Raw genomic sequence first — 20,043 nt, 5'->3', positions numbered from 1 at the left:
ATTTTTGGGGAATTTTTACGTCCTTAATTCCCCCGCAATGGCAGGCGTCAAGCCCATTCTGGTCATAAAATTCGGTACTGCTTCCATTACCCGCCCCTCCGGAGAACCGGATCATACCATTATTTCGGAAATAGCCCGGCAAGTAGCGAGTCTGCATACATCTTACCGCATCATACTGGTTTCGTCAGGAGCAGTGGGAGCCGGGAAAGCGTATATTCAGGAGTACCGGGGTAACATCACGCAGCGCAAAGCCGCAGCAGCGGTCGGGAATCCTCTGCTTATCGGTTTGTATGCCCGGTACTTTTTGCCCTATCGAATTCCCATAGCCCAAAGCCTTTGTGAGCGCCAACACTTTGCCAACCGGCATCAATTTCTACAATTGAAAAGTACCTACGAAGAACTCTGGACAAGCGGCATTATCCCCATCGTAAATGAAAACGATGTAGTAAGCGATCGCGAGTTAAAGTTTTCGGACAATGATGAACTGGCCACGCTGATTGCCACGGGTTTTGGCGCCCAAACCCTCATGCTTTGCACTTCGGTAGGGGGTTTACTGGACGAAAATGGACGCATAGTGCGAGAAGTGGCCGATGTCAGTGAGGTCTTTAAGTGGGTACGCACCGAAAAATCGGATTTGGGTTTGGGAGGAATGGCCTCTAAACTGACCTTCACCAAGCTTGCTACCCGAATGGGTATCCGGGTGGTCATTTTCGGCATAAACGAACCTGATGGGATCGTAAAGGCGTTACAACTCGAAACGGGTACCGTCTTTCAGCCTCAGCCTTCCACCTTATCGGCCCGCAGGCGCTGGCTGGGCAGTGGCGGCTTGGTGGCAGGACAACTTCGCATTGACGACGGAGCCGTACGGGCCCTGCAGAAACGGAAAAGTCTACTGGCAGTCGGTATTCTGGAAGTGCGGGGCGACTTTGAAGCCGGCGAGTTGGTAGAGGTTTTCGACCCTTCGGGTGACATGGTGGCGGTGGCGCGTTCGCGTGAAACCTCCCAAGCCATTGTGGGTAATTTGAAAACGGTAAATTTTGAAGTGGCGAATGCCAGTGATATCGTGTTATTTTAATTTTATATGATTATGGTTTTGGATTCCGGGATAGAGAATAAGGTACCTCCTACAACAATGGACGAAAACGGGCAGGAAGCTCCTACCACGATTATCCCTATGCTGAAAGCAGCTCAGCAGGCAGCGGGAGGAGTGCGAAATTTACCAGATCCCGTCAAGTCATCCCTGCTAAACAACCTGGCCGATCGGATCCTGACGCAGAAAGAACTGATCCTGGCTCAGAACCAGCAGGACCTCGACCGGATGGATGATGCCGATCCGAAAAAAGATCGTTTGCTGTTGAACAATAATCGTATCGAAGCTTTGGCCCAAAGTCTGCGCGAGATAGCCCTCCTGCCCGATCCTACCGGGCAGGTACTCCTCGAGCGCACGCTGGAGCAGGGCTTACAGATGCAGAAAATCGCCGTGCCTCTGGGCGTGGTTGGTGTAATTTACGAATCCCGACCTAACGTGACGCTCGACGTAGCCGCTTTATGTCTGCGCTCGGGCAACGCCTGCGTACTGAAAGGAGGTAAGGAAGCGGCCCATTCCAATGCTTGCCTGGTAGATATTATTCACGAATCGCTGGCCGAATTCGCTATCCCTGCCGAAGCCGTCACGCTGCTTCCGACCGACCGCAAATTCGTGAATGAACTATTGACTGCCACGCGCTTTGTGGACATCATCATTCCGCGTGGCTCGGAATCGCTGATTCAGTTTGTGCGGAAAAATTCGCTGGTACCTACCATCGAAACCGGAGCCGGCGTGTGCCATACTTATGTGGAGAAATCAGCGGATTTGGCTAAGGCCCGGGCTATTGTTGTTAACGCCAAGGTATCTCGTCCTTCGGTTTGTAATTCGTTGGATACCATTCTGGTGGATCGCGCGGTTGCCGGGGAGTTTTTACCAACCCTAACCGAACAACTTAATGCTTACAATGTGGAAATTTTCGCCGACAAAACGGCTTATCCCATTCTGAAGGCCGCGGGGTACCCTCATCTGCAAGAAGCTCAGCCGGAAGATTTCGGACGGGAATTCCTGGATTACAAATGCTCCATAAGGGTAGTGGAAGGCTTACCGGAAGCGCTGGCGCACATTCAGGAATTTTCTTCCCGGCACTCCGAAGCCATCGTATCGCAGGATACCCAGGTCATTGAAACGTTCCTCAATGAAGTAGATGCCGCTGCGGTGTACGCCAACGCTTCTACCCGCTTCACCGATGGGGGGGTGTTCGCATTGGGTGCTGAAATTGGTATTTCCACCCAGAAACTACACGCGCGTGGTCCCTTCGCCCTGGAAAAACTCGTCACCGAAAAATGGGTCATACGTGGCAATGGGCAGGTACGGGGATAACCGCCTTTTTTGTATCTTTGATTGAATGCATTGCGAACGATACCCCCTTTTTATGACTTCATCGCTTGAAAAAAATCAGCTTCTTACATTAACCCAGGAAGCCACCAAACTACTGAAAAACCTCATTGCTACTCCATCCTACAGCCGCGAAGAAGCGGGTACGGCTCTCCAAATAGAATATTTTTTACAAAAAAAAGACATCCCTTTTCACCGAAAGAAAAACAACATCTGGGCACTCAATCAACATTTTGACGCTTCCAAACCTACCCTTTTATTAAACTCCCACCACGACACCGTCAAGCCCAATAAATCCTGGACCCTTGATCCTTTTGAGCCGTTAGTGCGTGACAACAAACTCTACGGCCTGGGCAGTAACGACGCGGGTGGTTGCCTGGTTTCGCTGATCGCTACGTTCTGTTATTTCTACGACCGGAGCGATATGGCATACAATATCGCTCTGGTCGCATCCGCCGAAGAGGAAATTTCGGGCAAGGAAGGTCTGGAAATCGTGGTACCCGAACTCCCCCCATCGAATTTGCCATTGTGGGCGAACCTACCGAAATGCACTTGGCTGTGGCCGAGAAGGGATTGCTGGTGCTGGACTGCACGGCGCGAGGAAAATCGGGCCATGCGGCGCGGGATGAAGGTGATAACGCGCTGTACAAAGCGATTAGGGACATCCAATGGATTACAGGTTATCGTTTCCCCAAAGTGTCACCTACGCTGGGTCCAATCAAAATGTCGGTAACGATGATCAACGCTGGCACTCAGCACAATGTAGTACCCGACACTTGTACCTTTACGGTCGACGTGCGGGTGACAGATCAGTACACGCTCGAAGAAATTCTGGAAGAAGTGGAAAAAAATATCCAGTCCGATGTAGATGCGCGTTCCGTCCGGCTGCGTCCGTCCAGCATTCCTACAGAACATCCCATTGTACAGGCGGGCCTGCGGCTGGGACGCAATACTTACGGCTCCCCTACTACATCGGATCAGGCCTTACTGGATTGTCCTTCCCTGAAAATGGGCCCCGGGCATTCAGAACGCTCGCACACGGCGGACGAATTTATCTACCTTCACGAAATCGAGGCTGGTATTGCGCAGTACGTGAAGATGCTGGAGGAAGTCTTGCGCTAGTTCATAAATCCTTCTTTCCTACCTCCTCTTTCTTCCAGGCATAAGCTAATGTAAAATGATGCGACCACCCCAATTGCGGATGGCTTGAAGCGGCGTAGTCTACGGCAAAGGTACCCCCTACAAAACCAAGACCGAAATGATTAGTATAGGGTTTGGAAGCGATTCCGGTTCGCACATAAAGATTGGGGATGATCTCATACTCCAATCCGGCCCGGAGTGAGGCCGCGTAGTCGGTGTTCTTTACGAATTCAGCGCTGAGGCGAAGCGATTCTATGGGAATATAGGAGAGGCCTGTTTTCAAAACAGTAGGCAACTTCTCGGAGCCCTCACCGGAAAAGGTACCCTGCGCCAGGTTGTAAACATGAGCTCCCAAGTAGACCGTTGAACTAAGCTGTGCGATTCCGCCCATTTCCACAACCAGCGCCTTTTTACTGAGCGATAGCGAAGGCGCATTGACCGCAATTTGCCGGTAATTGATTTTCAAACCCAGGCTGATCCGGTTGATGCGGTGTGCCACCCCCAGCCCGAAGGAAAGCTCATTATAGAGCTTGTCGCCGAATCGTTGCATTGAAAATCCGGTCGCCAGTTCGTCACGAATGGGTACGACGATACCAAAAGCGAGGGTATTGACACCGTCGAAGCCGTAGTAGGAATGGTAGGAAGAGAAAACAGACGCTTCGTGCTGCGTGGCTAAGCCTGCTATGTTGTTGATCAATGCATAGCGGTCCGACTGGGCCACTACGGCATTGGCCATGGCCCAAGCCCGGGCACCGATAGGGAAATCATCCTGATTGGGCAGGGCCAGGCTGGGAAACGCAATCACCAAGAAGAGCACCCGGCACCACAACATGCGGTCAGTTGAACTTGCGCTTCACGAGCGCCATCAAATCATTAACGGCATCGCTATTCATATCCCAGAAATATTTGGAGGCAAATTTGTTGGTCATCAGTTCTCGGGCTTCCTCAAAACTCCTGGCTTGTTCAAGTTCGCGGATAGCCTCGTCGAACGAATCGCTGTTTTTATTGAACAGTTGATTGACGAACATAAACCGTTGTCCCAGTGCAATACTACCCAGGATATTGTCCACTTTGAGAGGCACACTACCATAATTGGCTTCTTCGGAACGCGTGGGAATGTCGACTTTGAAACGACTGTTCAAGGAATTAACTCCCGTAGAGGTAGGAATCGGAGCATTGCGTTGCTCTCTGAATTCGGCAATTGCCGGTTCGGGTACAGGTGACGACGGCCGGGCCCCTGGCATAGGCTGGGAAGTATCGGCCAAAGCAGCGTCGAAGAATGAACCGCTTGGCCTGGCTCCGGTAGAATCTTTGGGAGGGGTAGTAAAATCCGCAGCACGGGTATCACCTGGAAAAATCACCTGTACGTTGAGGGGAATTACTGACGAAAACTGTTCGATATACGGAGTTCTGTCATCGAGTAAGCTACCGCTTTCCAACATCTTGGAGAGCCAGGTGAGCGCCTGATTCACGTACACATATTCTGAACCGCTATCGGTTAAACGCAACGCCAGGTTCCTGGCTACCCCGGCGTGGATGTGGGTATATTTGGCTATTCTCTGCGCCCCCTCCTTATCAAATACAAAATTGGGAAACTCACGGAGTTTACGTTCAAAATAGTCGGCAGGCCCAAACAACAACATCAAGGCATCTTCGGTAGACTCTAGCAGCAAGGGGTGGAAATCCTCCTGTTTAATGGCAATATTACGCGAGACAGTATTCATGAATTCCTGTAGCGCATTTTTTACGTCCTCTTTCTCAAAATCAAAGTAGGGACTGCGAAATGCCTGTGCATCGGCTTTCCACTGATCGAATATACGACTGATAATACCCAAATTAACCTGTCGGATGGGTGTCAATGCCAGGATTTCCTGTCCGTTGATCGTAGCCTTACTGGCATAAAAATCCGCGAGAACTTGGGAGGTGAAGTCGGCCGCGTATTGCTTTAGAGCCGCATGGTTGATTGTGCCGGACATAAATAAATCGGGGATTTGAGGGAGGCTTGGTATGAGAAAATATGTTTGTTTTGTAAAAGTAATGAAAATCAACCGCTCGCTTAGCCGCCACAATATACCAATACAATGTTTATTGAACCCTCACGCAAAAAGGAAATTCTACATCCACGTACGGGCTGGATCGAGGTGATTTGTGGTTCGATGTTTTCGGGCAAAACCGAAGAACTGATTCGCCGACTCAATCGGGCGAAGATAGCCCGGCAAGCGGTGGAAATTTTTAAACCCGCATTGGATAAACGTTACCATCAGGAAGACATTGTTTCGCACAACGAGAATTCAATTCGCTCTACCCCCGTCCAGACGGCCAATGAAATTCTGCTTTTAGCCGGAAACTGTGAGGTAGTTGGGCTCGATGAGGTGCAGTTTTTCGATACATCCATTCTGGATGTGTGCAACTCACTAGCCGACAAAGGAAAAAGAGTCATTGTGGCCGGACTTGATATGGATTTCCAGGGCAAGCCCTTCGGTTGCATGCCCCAACTGATGAGTATAGCCGAATACGTGACTAAGGTTCACGCCATCTGCGTAATCTGTGGTGATGTAGCCTCACATTCTTACCGGATTTCGCCCTCTCAGGAGCGGGTACTACTGGGCGAAACCGACATATACGAAGCTCGCTGCCGCCGTTGCTTCAATTTGGGGGAGAAGGTAGACCGGAATTTTTGAGCACTAGGCTACATCTTTTATTTTGAAGGTGTTGTTATTGACCGACACTTCATCACCCGCTTTCTTGTCTTTCATGGCTTCATAAATCGGAGCCGAAGTAGATATCCCCTTGATTTTCTTACCATCACTTTCAAAATCTCCGCTGATTCCGACCAGAAAAGTCAATTTATCCGTCACAACAAGCGCACCTGGCTTTACCGAATCGAACGTCGATTGAAAATCAATACGATTGAAAAGTGCCGCAGATTCTTCCAGAAAATCAAAGTGGTCCTGCATGTCCTGCATCTCGTTCAGCATTTCCTGCTGATTCGACTCGTAGGTTTCGGCCTGATTATCGTCGGCATTGCGACCCGCCGCCTCGCGGAGCCGCCGCATGTCTTCTTGGGTGGTGTCTAATTTTTCGTTCAGATTCTGCTTGCAGGCAGCTACTATTTTTTGCTTATCCATGATACTATTAAATAAGTGGGTTTTGAATGAGTGATGTGTTAATAGTAGTGGAAAGACGTCACTACCTACCATCAAATTGAATTTTCGTTTTACTAAAAAAATTACTCCAGCAGAATGCTCTCAATTCAATATCACCTTTAGTAAAACCGACATTTGAATCAAGCAAGCATTTAAAATATTGAAATTCAGTCGATTACAGATTATTAATTATTGGCTGATTTTCCTACGTACCGCTCAAAAAATTCGTAGATCCGTAAGATTCGATCTATGCGTTGGCGAGGGTTTCCACTCCGGCTCAACTCATGCGTGGCCCCGGGCATGCGGACATACTCTACGTCTTTTCCCAGAATTTTGAGACTTTTGTAGAGCAATTCACTCTGGATGACCCCAGTACGCAGGTCATTCTCGCCGTGCTTGATCAGTAGGGGTGTGTTGATGTTTTGAACAAAACTCTGAGGCGAATTGTCCCGCATGGAAGCCGCCGCTTCTTTTTCCCACGGGTAGCCGCCGAAGTACCCTGGCACCAACCTCCAGGCGTTACCCTCTCCCATGAAAGTCGTGAGTTCGTATACTCCCCGCTGGGCAAACGCTGCTTTGAAACGGTCGTCATGACCTACAATCCAGGCAGTAAGGTACCCTGCATACGACCCGCCCGTGATCACCTGACGCGCGGTGTCCACCCAGGCTTCTTTGGCGGCTTCGGTGGCAGCGGCCAGCACGTCCTCAGCAGGCCCGGTACCCCAGTCACGGTAGTTGGCCTTCATAAAATCCACACCGTAGCCGCCCGAACCGCGTGGATTGGCATACACGATACCGTACCCCTGCGAACAGAAGAATTGGAATTCGTGCCACATGGAGGCTTCTCCCGGGCCCCACATAGCGGTAGGACCTCCATGCATCTCCAGTACCAGGGGGTACTTTTTCCCGGCTTCTAAAAAAGTAGGCTTCATAATCCAGTACTCGATCGTCTGGCCTGCCGAGTTCTTGAGCGTGTGTTTTTCGGGAAAACTCAACGCCCGGTTATTAACCCAGCCGGTATTGTGATGGCTAAGCTGTCGCTCATTTTTAAAAGACAAATCAGCCCGGTATAATTCCGATGGATTGGCGACTTCAGTTTTGGCATAAAGCACTTCTTTTCCAGAAACCGCAAAGTCCGTTACACCAAATAAATAATCAGTCAATTGATTCACCTGACCCGATGGCATTTCCATCCGAAAAGCCGGAGCGCCACCGTTGGAAGAGGCCGAGAAGTACAGTGCCTTACTGTCCTTCGACCACACGAGATTACCCGCAGAGCGGTCAAAGTTAGACAACACCGGTTTTTTCAAATCAGCCATGTCCAGGATACCCACATGCCCCAGGTCGAGTAATCCCGAGCGCGTCGGAGCCAAAGAAGTAATGAAAGCCAGGTACTTGCCATCGGGCGCAAAACTAGGCTGGTTGAATGTACGCTCAGGATCGGAAAGTAAAGTAAACCACCCGCTACCATCAGCATTGATGCGTACGATGCGATTGCGTAGTGAACGGTCGGGATGCTGAAGGCTGTCGCCCTGCGTGATAAACACGATCTTCCCGTCCGGTGTCCATTCTGCCTGACCATAATTGTAGTAGCCCCGCGTAATGTTTCGCGCCATGGCACCAGGCCGTGCTTCAATGGTGTACAGGTGTGTGAAGTTTAGTTCGGGCTGCGTAGTGGATTCAGCCTGAAAGTTCAGGCGGTTGATGACCTTGGCTTTTTTGTCATCCGCATCCTTTTGCAAAAAAGCCCGGATTTCTGCCAGCGTGCCATCAGGATCGGGCTTGACCCCATTGGGGGCTCTCACGAATGAATTATCATCGAAGCCCGGTTTCTCCAAAGACCAGGCAGGAAGTTCTTTGCGAGGATTGATGGTTGAATCTTTCATCACGTCACCCATACTCAATGCAGTGGAAAAAAGAATGGTTTTCCCATCGGGCGACCAACGTGGTCCGCCCGCCCCGTAGTTCAGATTGGTCAATTGCCAGGCCTCGCCCCCACTGAGAGGCAGAATGAATATCTGATTCTGTTCTTTGACTGTACGTACAAATGCAATTTTACTACCATCCGGCGACCAGGCGGGCTGGCTGGCACTTTCAAAGCCATAGGTCAGGGCGCGCGGTTCTGTTTTGTTTTCCAGATCGAACAGATAGAGATGTGTCCTATACTCATACTCGAACTTCGCATCGGGCACAGCTTCCGTCGTGGTGAGGGTATACACAGCCTGTTTGCCCGAGGGCGAAATACTGATCGTACCTACCTGCGCAATGCGGGTCAGGTCCGTAGCTTTTACTTTTTCTTTAGACTGAGCATACACAGAACCGATGAATGTCACACAGCAAAAAAGAATGGAAAAGTGCTTCATGAGGAAAGGAAGTTTTATTACTTATGCGAAATATAGTAAAAGTACGGTACAGCTCCTCCAATAACTGTTAAGTGCAGTTGGCTCAAAAAAAGAGGCTACCTCTATGGTAGCCTCTTCAACGTCAATAGTTCAATAAATTTTCAAGCACTCACTTGGTTCATTACTTCCGTTTGCTTGCGGATAGATTCCATATGTACCAGTTTGAAAAGCTCGTCTACCAGATTGGGAAACAGATTCAGGCTCTTCCCCCAGTCGGCCCGGGTATTCAGGATTTCACGGAAACGATCAACTTGGTAAGCCGCCACGTTGTTGTCACGCTTGTACTCGGCCAGTTTTTCCACCAACGACATACGGGCCGCCAGCGTTTCCAATAATTCACGATCCAGGTTATCCAGTTTGCTCCGGATTATTTCCAGCTGAGTCTGATACTCATCACCATACGACTCTTTGCGTACATGGAGTTCGTGCAACATTTCGCTGAGGGCAGCCGGGGTCAACTGTTGGGCAGCATCAGACCAAGCCTTATCGGGATCGCGGTGCGATTCGATGATCAGGCCGTCGTAGTTAAGATCCAGCGCGCGCTGGGCTAACTCGAAAAGGTATGCACGCTTGCCAGCCATGTGGCTGGGATCACCGATAACCGGGAGTTGGGGAAAAAGAGTTTTGAGTTCGATTGCGATAGGCCACATCGGCGAATTACGGAATTTCGTTTCCTGTGCATTCGAAAAACCCCGGTGAATGGCGCCCAGCTTGCGGACACCTGCCTGGTTGAGGCGCTCTAAAGCACCGATCCACAATTGCAGATCAGGATTTACGGGATTTTTGACCAGTACGGGTACATCGACCCCTTTGAGGGCATCGGCCAGCTCCTGTACGTTGAATGGATTCACCGTCGTACGGGCCCCTACCCAAAGAATGTCCACGCCATATTTCAACGCCAGTTCAATGTGCTGCGGGTTAGCTACCTCAACGGCTACAGGTAGTCCCGTTTCCTTCTTAACAGTTTGCAACCAGGGTAGGGCCGCTTCGCCCATCCCCTCAAAACTCCCGGGACGCGTACGCGGTTTCCAGACACCCGCCCGGATTACATGCGCAAAACCCTCGTTTTTGATCTGCATGGCAGACTCAAGCATTTGTTCCTCAGTTTCGGCACTGCATGGCCCGGCAATTACCAAGGGTTTACCGTCGGTATTAATCCAGCTACTCAGGGGCAGGATATCTAACGAAGCATTCATAGTCAACAACTTAACCTTATAAAAAAAATAAATACGACTCTACTATTTCATTTACTGTCATGGAGATAGACAGACTTTGTGTACTTTTGTTGCCCAAACAATTAATGGGAAGTTAATAATTAGCACAAATCTACAAAAAGTCATACAAATCAGGTTTCTTCCAACGTTCTGTTACTAGTGAGATTTACCTGTTTTCATTTCGTTTACACAAACAAAACGAATAGATTTACCCCATAAACAACCTAGTATTAATAGCCTTGATAACACAACAAGCCGTTTCTCCGGCCCTATTTGAAGATACCTCCGTCGCTTTTGCCTCCAAATCCGATTCGCAGCTTCGTAAAACCTTCTGGCTATTTGCCATGATGAATCGGGCAGGACTTGTAAATGTAGGCACTTTTTTTATAAAGTTAGCTTTACGATTGCATTTGCCAATAAAAAAACTCCTCCGCAATACCATTTATGAGCAATTCTGCGGTGGAGAATCGATTCGCGAATGCGAAACAACCATCCAGCATTTGGCGAGTTCGGGCATCGGAACAATTCTGGATTACTCCATCGAGGGGGAAGACGATGAGGCTGTCTTTGAAGCCACCACGGTCGAACTCCTGCGGACTATTGATCGCGCGGCTTCGTCGAATGATATTCCGTTTACGGTCTTCAAAGTATCGGGTCTTGCTTCGAATGATCTTCTTGAAAAAGTGCAAAGAAAGGAATCGCTGTCTGAGGATGAGCAAAAAGCCTACGACCGGGTGGTAGAACGAGTCGAAAGATTGTGCAGTCAGGCACATCTGCGCTCCGTACGGATTTTTTTCGATGCTGAAGAAAGTTGGATTCAGGATGTCATCGATACGTTGGCCTATACTATGATGGCCCGCTACAATGGCCGTCGGGCTATTGTTTTCAACACCTACCAGTTTTACCGACACGAAACACTCGAGGCCTACAAAAATGCTTTTTTACAAGCGCGTGAAGAACATTATATTCTGGGTGGCAAGCTGGTTCGGGGCGCGTACATGGAAAAAGAGCGCATCCGGGCACGGGAGAACAATTACCGCAGTCCCATTCATACATCCAAAGCAGCCACCGACCGGGACTTCAATGCCGCTATCGATTTTTCGATTGAGCATCTCGATTCACTGGAAATTTGTCTGGGTACCCACAATGAAGAAAGCTGCCTGTACTGTGCCAACAAAATGACCAAGCTAGGTCTGAAACATAATGATCCGCGGGTGTGGTTTGCCCAACTCCTGGGAATGAGCGACAACATTTCCTATAACCTGGCAAAGCAAGAATTCCATGTGGCCAAATATGTACCCTATGGCCCTATCGATACTGTAATGCCCTACCTTTTTCGGCGGGCTCAGGAAAACAAGTCCATCGCAGGCCAAAGCAGCCGGGAATTCCTACTGGTGAAGCGTGAAATGAAACGTCGAAAGTTAGGGACGGTGTAAGGCCCGAAAAAAGGTTTATTTTTGCGCTCTATTACATACAGCCTTGTAAGCAACAAGGATAAGGAGCGCAGCAGGCCGTAACTCGGCTCTATAACTCAGGTAAGGAATGACTCAGTCCAGAAATCCCATTAAATACCTTCTTTTCAGCCTTTTGCTGGTCGGAATTGATCAGGCCTCCAAAATGCTGGTGCACCACTATATGGAACCCGGCTTTTCCGGGCAGATTGCCCTGATCGGAGACTGGCTTAAGCTGCACTATGTACTCAATCCTGGCATGGCGTTTGGTATGCAGCTCGGCCACGAATACGGAAAACTCTTTCTTACACTCTTTCGGCTAGTAGCTATGGGCGCCATTGCCTGGTACCTGGTCAGCCTGGCCAGGCGCGGTGCTGCCCCGGGCTTACTCTGGGCACTGGCCATGATTCTGGCGGGTGCAGTCGGTAATGTGATCGACAGTACATTTTACGGTGTACTCATAGGCAACGCCCCTTACGGATCGGCTACTCCCTGGTTTCACGGGCAAGTGATCGATATGATCTTTGTGGATTTTTGGGAGGGGTTCGTTCCGGACTGGGTACCCGTGTGGGGAGGGCAGTATTACTCTACGCCTATTTTCAACATTGCCGATGCCTGCATCTTTGTAGGGGTTTGCACAATTCTGGTTTTTCAGAGTACCTTCTTTACCCATAACTCAAGTGGTGAAGTAGTAGCCGATGTGGAAGAAAGTACTTCCGGAACGGAAGACGTATCAGCATCCTCTACTGAATCTTCCCCAACGGCCGATGATACTGCTTATTTTGCAGAGAACCCGGAAATGGACGAGGAGACCATACTCCCGGCCCCTGACTCACTGCTTCCCGATGCCAAAAAGGAGGACGACAGGCGTGATAACTGATTGGAATTCGTTTTCTGCCTTAGGACCTACCCTCTTCTCAGGCCTCTAGTTTTTTTGATCGGTCTACTGTGCTTCTTCCAGCGGGGTAAAATCCTTGAAGGTGCGCTTGAGCGCCTTGTCGGTAGCTTCTTTTTTGTTCTCCCAATTGGCATCCAATTCAAGCGCTACGAGCCCTCTTAGATTCATCAATGCTCGGAATTCGTCGAGTTTACGGATAAAATCATTCGTGCGGCGGGCAGACTTAAGAGAATATTCACGGGCGAAAATATCACCCTTATTCTGCAACTCACTTTTTTTCTCCATCACGTAGTTGAAACGGTCCAGCAAATCTTTTGTGGAGCGGCCGATTACTTCGGTAGCCTCCAGGGTACCTATTGTCATTACCGAGGTACCCCCCACAGTCGTAATACCCGTTTTCAGATTAGGATTCTTGGGGCCGGCGATTACAGGAGCAAGGCCGGTCGTAGCTCCCAGTGAAGCATTTAATACCGAGCGGTTTTTCTTGCCTTTTTTGGCACGACGGTACCCTTTTTTGAGTTCTTCTTCTTTTTCTTTCATCTGCTCCAGCAACCCCCACGCATTGACAAGTCCCCCCCGATATAGGCTGTAATTGTACGCATCAAGTTCTGCTTCATTGACGGCATTTTCGATGACAAAATGAATCTTACGCTCTTCGCGGTTTTGAGCTTTATCCAGCACGTAAAATACCACATCAAAAGCCAGGGAATCGAACGGGTCTTTGACAAAATCATAGCTGGGTGTCCAGATGAACTCGTACTGGTTGGGGGTATTTTTAATCAGAGCGTTTTGAGGTACATCGCGATTGTCCGAAATAAACCCGAACATCGCAATATCGTCGTCGCCATTGGGATCAGCCAGGAAAAACTTAATGTTAATCACACTGTTCTCTTTCCTCTTGATCCGACTGATCTTGGGTACTACGCTTAGTTCAGGAGGTAGGTCCATCTGCGTCGCTTCCAGTTTGACACGCCCTTTGGTTCGGGCTTTAGCGGGCTGATCTTCCACATAAAACTCAATGTACCGGGCGCCTTTCTTCAGAAAATTGAATTGCGTGAGCGACGGTTGCCAGGTAATTTCCCCACTCGACGACAAACGCATTCCTTCGGGCATCTGCTCAGCCACGGGTGCGAACACAAACGGATCGCTATCGGGATCACGTACAGCATTCGCATCGATCTGGTAGGTATTCTGCGTGTTGTACTGGACGTAAAAAGGACGGAGTTCATCTACTTCGGGGGGCGGTTCACATGAATGATTTTGAAGGCTACTTGCTGCGTGGTGCTTTCACCAGCTCTATTGTAGGCTTCAAATACCACCGGTAGAGTACGTAAGGTATTGATCCGATCGGCCAGATCATAAGCAGGGGTCCAGGCAAAACGGCCCAGAGAGTCAAAAAGCATCTCTTTTTGCTTGCCCTCTTTGATTGAGAAATAAACCGTATCCCGCTTTCCTCCCTGGGCTGCCAGCTGGAACGTCAGCTCATATCCCTCTTCTACAATATTCCAATTAGGCTCGGTAGGTAGTATGATTTTCAGGGGACGAGACTCCGAAAGGGTATCCTGAGCAAAAAGGGAATTTGTGATTATTCCAAGGAAAGCAACGAACAGAACGGTAAGTCTATTTATTAAACGCATGGATTTCAATCTATATGAACAACACTACGGGGAATTCTCTGCATTAAACGCAAATTTAGCAAATACCGTATGGCTTTTAGTAGGGATATTGGCCGTTTTTGAAACAACATTCTCTGATGCTTACCTTTTTTCTTGCCTGATTTATAATTTTCCAAGAAGCCCCTAAGAGAGCCAATTTGTACTCTTTCAAGTAAAGCAGCCTCCATACCTTCGTGTATCCCTCACCTTTTTCATACCCTTTTCCCAACAAAAAAGCGAGACAGAATGCCTCGCTTTTTTGTTGGGAAGGAATCCCGGAATTATTTACTTCTTGGGAGGCGTCGTGGCCGCGGGCTTAGTGGCGGCAGGGGCCGGAGCTTCGGTAGCCTTAGGATCTACGCCCATTTGCTTCAAGACCATGTCCGTAACATTATTGTCTTCTGAACCAATATAAAGCAAAATTGGGGTTGTATTCAAACCCGCATCCGAATTCACGATGTAACGGTAGTTATTAGCCTCGCCCACAGCATTGATTGCTGTATTAATTTTGAGTAATACAGGTTCAACCAATTGCTGATACTTAGTCTGCAATGAAGCCTCAGAGTTACGTTGCAATTCCTGAATAGAGGTTTGCAAACCCTGCAATTCTTTCTCTTTATCGGCACGAATTACATCGGCCATATTGGAAGCATTTTTGTTATAGTTGTCCAGTTTCTCTTGGAATTCCTTCTGTTTATCTTGTAAAGCTTTGTCAAGCTGCGCTCCAGTAATTGATAATTCATCCGTAATTTTCTTGGCTTCGGGAAGCTGACGAAGAATAAAATCAACATTGGTATAGCCTATCTTAGTAGGTGGTACCCCAGAAGAAGTAGTCTGCGCAGTAAGGGGAGCACAGGCTATAGTAAAGATAGCTATCAGGGCGATTAATTGCTTTTTCATGAATTGAATTTAATTTATATCGTCAAGCGTTTCTTTTTACTACGCGTCAAACTCACTTACTTTTTAGGAGGTGCAGTACTCGCTTTTGATGGTGTCGCAACGGGAGTTTCGGTAGTTACTTCTTTGGGAGGATCTACACCTAGTTGCTTAAATATTAAATTTGACACATTGTCCTCTTCCGAACCTACATAGAGCAGAATCGGAGTCGTGTTTGGGCCAGCATCTGAATTGAGAATATAAAGATAGTTGTTTTGTTTCCCCACTACTTTAATTGCTTCATTGACTTTATCCATCAAAGGCTTCATCAATTGCTGGTACTTGTTTTGCAGGGAAGTCTCCGAATTGCGTTGTAACTCCTGAATCGAGTTCTGCATAGTTTGGAGTTCTTTTTCCTTATCGGTGCGCAGCACGTCAGCCATACTGCCGGCATTTTTGTTATAGTTATCGAGCTTTTCCTGGAACTCCTTGTACTTGTCCTGTAATGCCTTATCGAGCTGGGATCTAGTGATTGAAAGCTCATTTTCGATTTTTTTATAATCAGGATGATTTTCTACAATAAATTCCACATTGGTATAGCCAATTTTAACGGGAGTCGTGGCTGAGGCAGTCGTCTGGGCGAGCAGAGGGGTACAGGCCAGCGCGAAAACCATCATCATGGCAATTACTTGTTTTTTCATCAGTACGTGTTTATTTAGGTTTTTTGGTTATACTATTTTGATTGATTGGATTGGTACTCGTTGGGTCAGAGGGTACTGCTGATGCGGCAGCGGCGGGCTTCGTTTCAATACCCAGGTCTTCCATGACATAATCCGTATAGTCGTGCTTGGGATTGGTATATACCAGGACAATACCACTGGATTTATCAAACAGGAAATCGAGCCTACGCTGGTCACAAACTTTTTCGAGCGACCTTTGCACACGTTCCATCACGGGTTTCATGAGTTCTTTCTTTTTCTCAAACATCATGCCGTCCATGCCAAAGACCCTGTCGTTGTACTCACGGGCTTCGAGCTCTTTTTCTTTGATTTCGTTCTGCCGCTTGCGTTTAAGCTCGTCCGTTAAAAGTACCTCTTCGGCCATGTAGGTTCTTTGCAAACGATCTATTTCCACAAATTTTTCCTGAATCTCCTTAGCCCAGCGTTCCGAGAACTGATCCATCTCCCTGACAGCCTTCTGGTATTCAGGCATTTTGCTAGTAATGTATTCCATATCTACATACCCAAACTTCTGAGCTTGCGCATGGAACGCCAAAACGGACGACAAAAGTACTAAAAATACGATCTTCTTCATGCTAAGCCTTTGCTTTTTTGCATTTTATAACGAAGCAGGTCTATTGATATTATCGTATCTGCTGCCCGATCGTGAAGTGGAACTGCCCGCCGCTGCGCACACTGGAACCTTGTATTTTGTCAAATCCATAACCCCAGTCGATGCCCAGCAAGCCAAAGGCAGGCATAAAAATACGGGCACCGGCGCCGGCCGAACGTTTGATGTCGAAGGGATTGAAATCCCGGTATGAGCCCCAGTTGTTACCTCCTTCGAGGAAGCTGAGCAAGAATATAGTCGCCTGCGGATTGAGGGATACCGGATAGCGCAACTCCATGACGTACTTATTATACACGACCCCACCACCGCCTAGCAGCTGCCCGCTGGGGTCCAGGGGACCTACCTTGCGGTCGCCATAGCCTCGCAGACCGATGATATCCTGATCGGCCAGGGCGAAAGAACCTTGGCCGGCCAGCCCGGAGCCCCCCACAATAAAGCGCCCGAAGGGGCTCATCCCCACCTTGTCACCGTAACTACCCAGGAATCCCATGTGGGCACGGGCACTCAGCACTAGCTTGCCCGTAATGGTAGCGTACCAACTGGCATCGAACATCCACTTGTGGTACTCGACCAGTTTGAACTTATCCTGCGCATCGGTAAAATTGTTCTTACGAAACACTGAATAGGGGGGCGTGAAGGTAGCGGCCAACGAGATGGACGACCCACCGCGCGGGTACTGAAAATCGGTGAGGGTATTGCGCGACAGAGTCGTGTTGAACGTAACATTGTACGACTTGCCGTTGCTGTACCCGATACGGAAAAAGTCGAGGCTATCCAGTCGGTACTGTTGCAACGAGAGTGAATGGCTCAGCACCATAAACCGATCAGGTACCTTCAGGCGACGGCCGAGCGAAAACGTGATGCCGTTGTTATAGTACGAACCATAAAAAGTCTGCTTGCTACCGCTGGGACGGGTATAAATATCGTAAGGGTTCGAGATCCGGTACACTGTGCGGGTCAACGCAACGCCGAAATTGATGGGTTTTTTACCGCCCAGCCACGGCTCGCTAAACGACAGTGAGTAGGTCTGGTACTGACGTCCATTGGCCTGAAAACGCACCGAAAGCTTCTGTCCATCGCCCGAGGGCAACGGTCGCCAGGTGGAGCGGTTGGGTATATTACGGAGCGAAAAATTATTGAATACCAGACCCAGAGTACCCACGAAGCCGATATAGCCACCCCATCCGCCCGAAAGTTCGATCTGGTCGGAGGGTTTTTCTTCTACCGTGTATTCAATATCCACCGTACCGTCGGCCTGGTTTGGTATGGGATTGATCTTGATCTTTTCGGGATCGAAGTACCCCATCTGCGCCAGCTGGCGATTGGTGTTAATCAGCTCGGTCTTACTGAATTTCTGGCCCGGCAACGTAAATAGCTCGCGCAGTACCACGCGGTCGCTGGTCTTGGTGTTGCCATTCAGGATAATGCGGTTAATGGTCGCCTGCTTACCTTCCCGAATGCGTATTTCGATATCGATGGAATCTTTCAAAATGGAAGTTTCAACCGGTGTAGCGCTGAAATACAGATAGCCGTCGTCCATGTACAGAGAGCTGACATCGCCACCTGGAATACCATTTATTTTTTTGTCCAGTTCTTCAGGATTGTATACATCGCCTTTGGCCAAGCCTAGAATCGTGTTAAGTTGCTCGGTCGAATGCAGGTAGTTGCCCGTCCAACTGATAGAACGGTAGTAGTACTTGGGTCCTTCGTCAATTTTTATAACGATGCCGATACTTTCTTCGCCCCCATTTCTGATGCTATCGTACTCAATGGTAGCATCTCTATAGCCGTTTTTGCGGTAATAAGCGATCAGTTTTTCTTTGTCCTCGTCGTAAGTCTTGGGAATGTATTTGGAGGGAGTGAACAAGTGCCACAGTTTTTTCTCCTTAGTCTTTTTCAGCTTGCGCTTCAATGTGGCATCGCTGATGGCTTCGTTGCCGATGATTTCTATTTCGTCGATCTTGACTTTATTCCCTTTGTTGACCGTGAAGTTGAGTGTGGCCTGCCCGCGTGTGGTGTCCGGAATTTGTACGGCCTTCACGGTGGTGTTGTAAAAGCCTTTGTCCATGAAATGCTTTTTGATCAGCAATTGGGTGTTTTTAATCACGGTAGGGGTAATCACGCGCCCTTTGATCAGTTTCACCTTATCGTTTAGAGTTTCACGCTCACCCTTACGGAGCCCCGAAAAAGTAACCTTGTACAAGCGGGGCCGCTCTTTGATATGGATATTAAGCCAGATTTTGCCGTCTTCTATTTTCGTGTAGAGAATCTCTACATCATCGAGGGTACCAAAATCCATCATACGCTTGATGGACGAAGAAATGGCTGGGCCTGGTACGCGAATTTTATCGCCTACCTTCAACCCCGAAATGGACACCATAGAGTTGGGATCCAGGAATTGGGTACCTGAAACCGTCACTTCCACAATCTCATATTCTTTCGGCTCGGCATAATCGAGCACAGGTGTCTGCTTTTCAGCAGGTTTGGTGACGCCACTTCCCAGACCAATGCGCTGGGCGTGCCCAGACAGGGAACATACCAGCACGAAGGCCAGGATTTTTCCCAGCGTACTTGTACTCAATCGGGTAAATATTTTCATATTCCTCATAGCTTAATTAAATGCTTTACTCCCCTACTTTGATCTGTTCGCTGGTTTTGCCAAACCGCCGCTCCCGCTGTTGATACGATAAGATTCCTTCGTACAGATGCGTCCGACGGAAATCGGGCCAGTAAACCTCATCATAAATGTACAATTCGGCGTAGGCCAATTGCCATAAAAGGAAGTTACTGATCCGATGATCGCCACCGGTGCGAAGCATTAAATCGACATCCGGGCGGCCTTGGGTAGCCAGGCGTTCGTTCAATAGACCCTCCGTGATGTCTTCGGGTTGTAATGTGCCCGCCTTTATTTCGCGGGCCAGTTGCTGGGTTGCCTGAATAATGTCCCACTTCCCGCTATATCCCAGCGCCAGGATCAAATTCAGACCCGTATTGTGTCGGGTTTGTCCTACGGCTTCGGCCAATTGGTTGCGGCACTTATCGGGTAGGCTGTTCAAGTCCCCGATCGAATCCAGCCGTACATTATTCTTTTGCAAGGTAGGAAGTTCATCCCGAATGGTTTGTACGAGCAACTCCATCAGCGCCTGCACTTCCAATCGGGGCCGGGCCCAGTTTTCGGTAGAAAAGGCATAGAGGGTGAGGTACCCTACCCCCAGTTCGGCGCAGCCCTCGGTCACTTCCCGAACGGCCTTTATGGCATTTCTATGGCCAAAAACGCGCGCGGCTCCCTGTTTCTGCGCCCATCGGCCGTTGCCGTCCATGATAACGGCAATGTGTTTCGGCAGATTGCTTGGGTCGATGAGTTCTTTCATTCCGCAGGCCTGTATTTTAACTTTTTTTAACAGAAAATGGGATACGGGCTGCCAGTCTGCCTGGGCAAAATAGCCCAAAAAATAGCCTAAACACTTGCACGCTAAGCTATTGACCACC

17 protein-coding genes and 1 pseudogene are annotated in these 20,043 nt (G+C 48.9%); 6 read left to right on the top strand and 12 right to left on the bottom strand.

Annotated features, from left to right (window positions below; translation table 11 throughout):
- Window positions 1-37: 37 nt before the first annotated feature.
- The 3 genes and pseudogenes from proB to GBK04_RS14625 all read left to right on the top strand — a co-directional run bounded on the left by proB (window position 38) and on the right by GBK04_RS14625 (window position 3,544).
- Window positions 38-1,075 carry a glutamate 5-kinase gene (gene proB, locus GBK04_RS14635; protein ID WP_152760881.1) on the top strand — a complete coding sequence of 346 codons (1,038 nt, stop codon included), beginning with the start codon at window positions 38-40 and terminating at the stop codon, window positions 1,073-1,075.
- 57 nt (window positions 1,076-1,132) lie between these two features.
- Window positions 1,133-2,407, top strand: a complete 1,275-nt coding sequence (locus GBK04_RS14630) for a glutamate-5-semialdehyde dehydrogenase (protein WP_152766117.1) — start codon at window positions 1,133-1,135, stop codon at window positions 2,405-2,407.
- Window positions 2,408-2,459: 52 nt separating this feature from the next.
- A pseudogene (locus GBK04_RS14625) lies at window positions 2,460-3,544 on the top strand (M20 family metallo-hydrolase).
- A gap of 1 nt (window position 3,545) precedes the next feature.
- Here the strand turns inward: GBK04_RS14625 and GBK04_RS14620 are convergent.
- Both GBK04_RS14620 and GBK04_RS14615 read right to left on the bottom strand, forming a co-directional pair.
- Window positions 3,546-4,394: a PorV/PorQ family protein gene (locus GBK04_RS14620; RefSeq protein WP_152760879.1), complete on the bottom strand. Its 849-nt coding sequence runs from the start codon at window positions 4,392-4,394 to the stop codon at window positions 3,546-3,548.
- A 4-nt stretch (window positions 4,395-4,398) separates the two neighbouring features.
- Window positions 4,399-5,538 (bottom strand): DUF8457 domain-containing protein, encoded by a 1,140-nt coding sequence (locus GBK04_RS14615; protein ID WP_152760877.1) that lies wholly within the window; start codon window positions 5,536-5,538, stop codon window positions 4,399-4,401.
- 105 nt (window positions 5,539-5,643) lie between these two features.
- On the opposite strand from GBK04_RS14615, the gene GBK04_RS14610 reads away from it, so the two are divergent.
- On the top strand, window positions 5,644-6,243 hold the full coding sequence (locus tag GBK04_RS14610) for a thymidine kinase (RefSeq protein WP_152760875.1): 600 nt from the start codon (window positions 5,644-5,646) through the stop codon (window positions 6,241-6,243).
- Window positions 6,244-6,246: 3 nt separating this feature from the next.
- Here the strand turns inward: GBK04_RS14610 and GBK04_RS14605 are convergent, their stop codons facing one another.
- The 3 genes from GBK04_RS14605 to GBK04_RS14595 all read right to left on the bottom strand — a co-directional run bounded on the left by GBK04_RS14605 (window position 6,247) and on the right by GBK04_RS14595 (window position 10,306).
- Window positions 6,247-6,690: a hypothetical protein gene (locus tag GBK04_RS14605; protein ID WP_152760873.1), complete on the bottom strand. Its 444-nt coding sequence runs from the start codon at window positions 6,688-6,690 to the stop codon at window positions 6,247-6,249.
- 203 nt (window positions 6,691-6,893) lie between these two features.
- Complete coding sequence (locus tag GBK04_RS14600) at window positions 6,894-9,071, bottom strand: S9 family peptidase (protein ID WP_152760871.1); 2,178 nt, start codon at window positions 9,069-9,071, stop codon at window positions 6,894-6,896.
- A gap of 140 nt (window positions 9,072-9,211) precedes the next feature.
- The gene (locus GBK04_RS14595; RefSeq protein ID WP_152760869.1) at window positions 9,212-10,306 is read right to left on the bottom strand and encodes a chorismate mutase; all 1,095 of its coding nucleotides are present in this window, start codon (window positions 10,304-10,306) and stop codon (window positions 9,212-9,214) included.
- 260 nt (window positions 10,307-10,566) lie between these two features.
- Here GBK04_RS14595 and GBK04_RS14590 point away from each other — a divergent pair, with 260 nt between their 5' ends.
- Together GBK04_RS14590 and GBK04_RS14585 are read left to right on the top strand one after the other, a co-directional pair.
- Window positions 10,567-11,760, top strand: a complete 1,194-nt coding sequence (locus GBK04_RS14590; protein ID WP_373331455.1) for a proline dehydrogenase family protein — start codon at window positions 10,567-10,569, stop codon at window positions 11,758-11,760.
- 106 nt (window positions 11,761-11,866) lie between these two features.
- Window positions 11,867-12,655 carry a lipoprotein signal peptidase gene (locus GBK04_RS14585; protein ID WP_152760867.1) on the top strand — a complete coding sequence of 263 codons (789 nt, stop codon included), beginning with the start codon at window positions 11,867-11,869 and terminating at the stop codon, window positions 12,653-12,655.
- Between the two features lie 63 nt (window positions 12,656-12,718).
- Here GBK04_RS14585 and GBK04_RS14580 read toward each other — a convergent pair whose 3' ends face one another.
- From GBK04_RS14580 to uppS, 7 genes are all read right to left on the bottom strand, one after another.
- Window positions 12,719-13,810 (bottom strand): hypothetical protein, encoded by a 1,092-nt coding sequence (locus GBK04_RS14580; protein ID WP_373330988.1) that lies wholly within the window; start codon window positions 13,808-13,810, stop codon window positions 12,719-12,721.
- Window positions 13,811-13,902: 92 nt separating this feature from the next.
- The gene (locus GBK04_RS30650; protein ID WP_373330987.1) at window positions 13,903-14,310 is read right to left on the bottom strand and encodes a hypothetical protein; all 408 of its coding nucleotides are present in this window, start codon (window positions 14,308-14,310) and stop codon (window positions 13,903-13,905) included.
- Between the two features lie 303 nt (window positions 14,311-14,613).
- Complete coding sequence (locus GBK04_RS14575; protein ID WP_152760865.1) at window positions 14,614-15,228, bottom strand: OmpH/Skp family outer membrane protein; 615 nt, start codon at window positions 15,226-15,228, stop codon at window positions 14,614-14,616.
- Between the two features lie 56 nt (window positions 15,229-15,284).
- Window positions 15,285-15,905, bottom strand: coding sequence for an OmpH/Skp family outer membrane protein (locus tag GBK04_RS14570; protein WP_373330986.1), 621 nt, complete (start codon window positions 15,903-15,905; stop codon window positions 15,285-15,287).
- A 10-nt stretch (window positions 15,906-15,915) separates the two neighbouring features.
- The gene (locus GBK04_RS14565; protein ID WP_152760863.1) at window positions 15,916-16,518 is read right to left on the bottom strand and encodes an OmpH/Skp family outer membrane protein; all 603 of its coding nucleotides are present in this window, start codon (window positions 16,516-16,518) and stop codon (window positions 15,916-15,918) included.
- Window positions 16,519-16,567: 49 nt separating this feature from the next.
- A complete protein-coding gene (gene bamA, locus GBK04_RS14560) occupies window positions 16,568-19,162 on the bottom strand; it encodes an outer membrane protein assembly factor BamA (RefSeq protein WP_373330985.1) in 2,595 nt (864 codons plus the stop codon).
- A gap of 16 nt (window positions 19,163-19,178) precedes the next feature.
- On the bottom strand, window positions 19,179-19,925 hold the full coding sequence (gene uppS, locus GBK04_RS14555; protein WP_152760859.1) for an undecaprenyl pyrophosphate synthase: 747 nt from the start codon (window positions 19,923-19,925) through the stop codon (window positions 19,179-19,181).
- Window positions 19,926-20,043 lie beyond the last annotated feature (118 nt).

This window comes from Salmonirosea aquatica (assembly GCF_009296315.1).
Classification (GTDB): domain Bacteria; phylum Bacteroidota; class Bacteroidia; order Cytophagales; family Spirosomataceae; genus Salmonirosea; species Salmonirosea aquatica.
The sequence above is the reverse complement of the archived record's forward strand: the minus strand, read 5'-3'. Positions and strand labels throughout refer to the sequence as shown.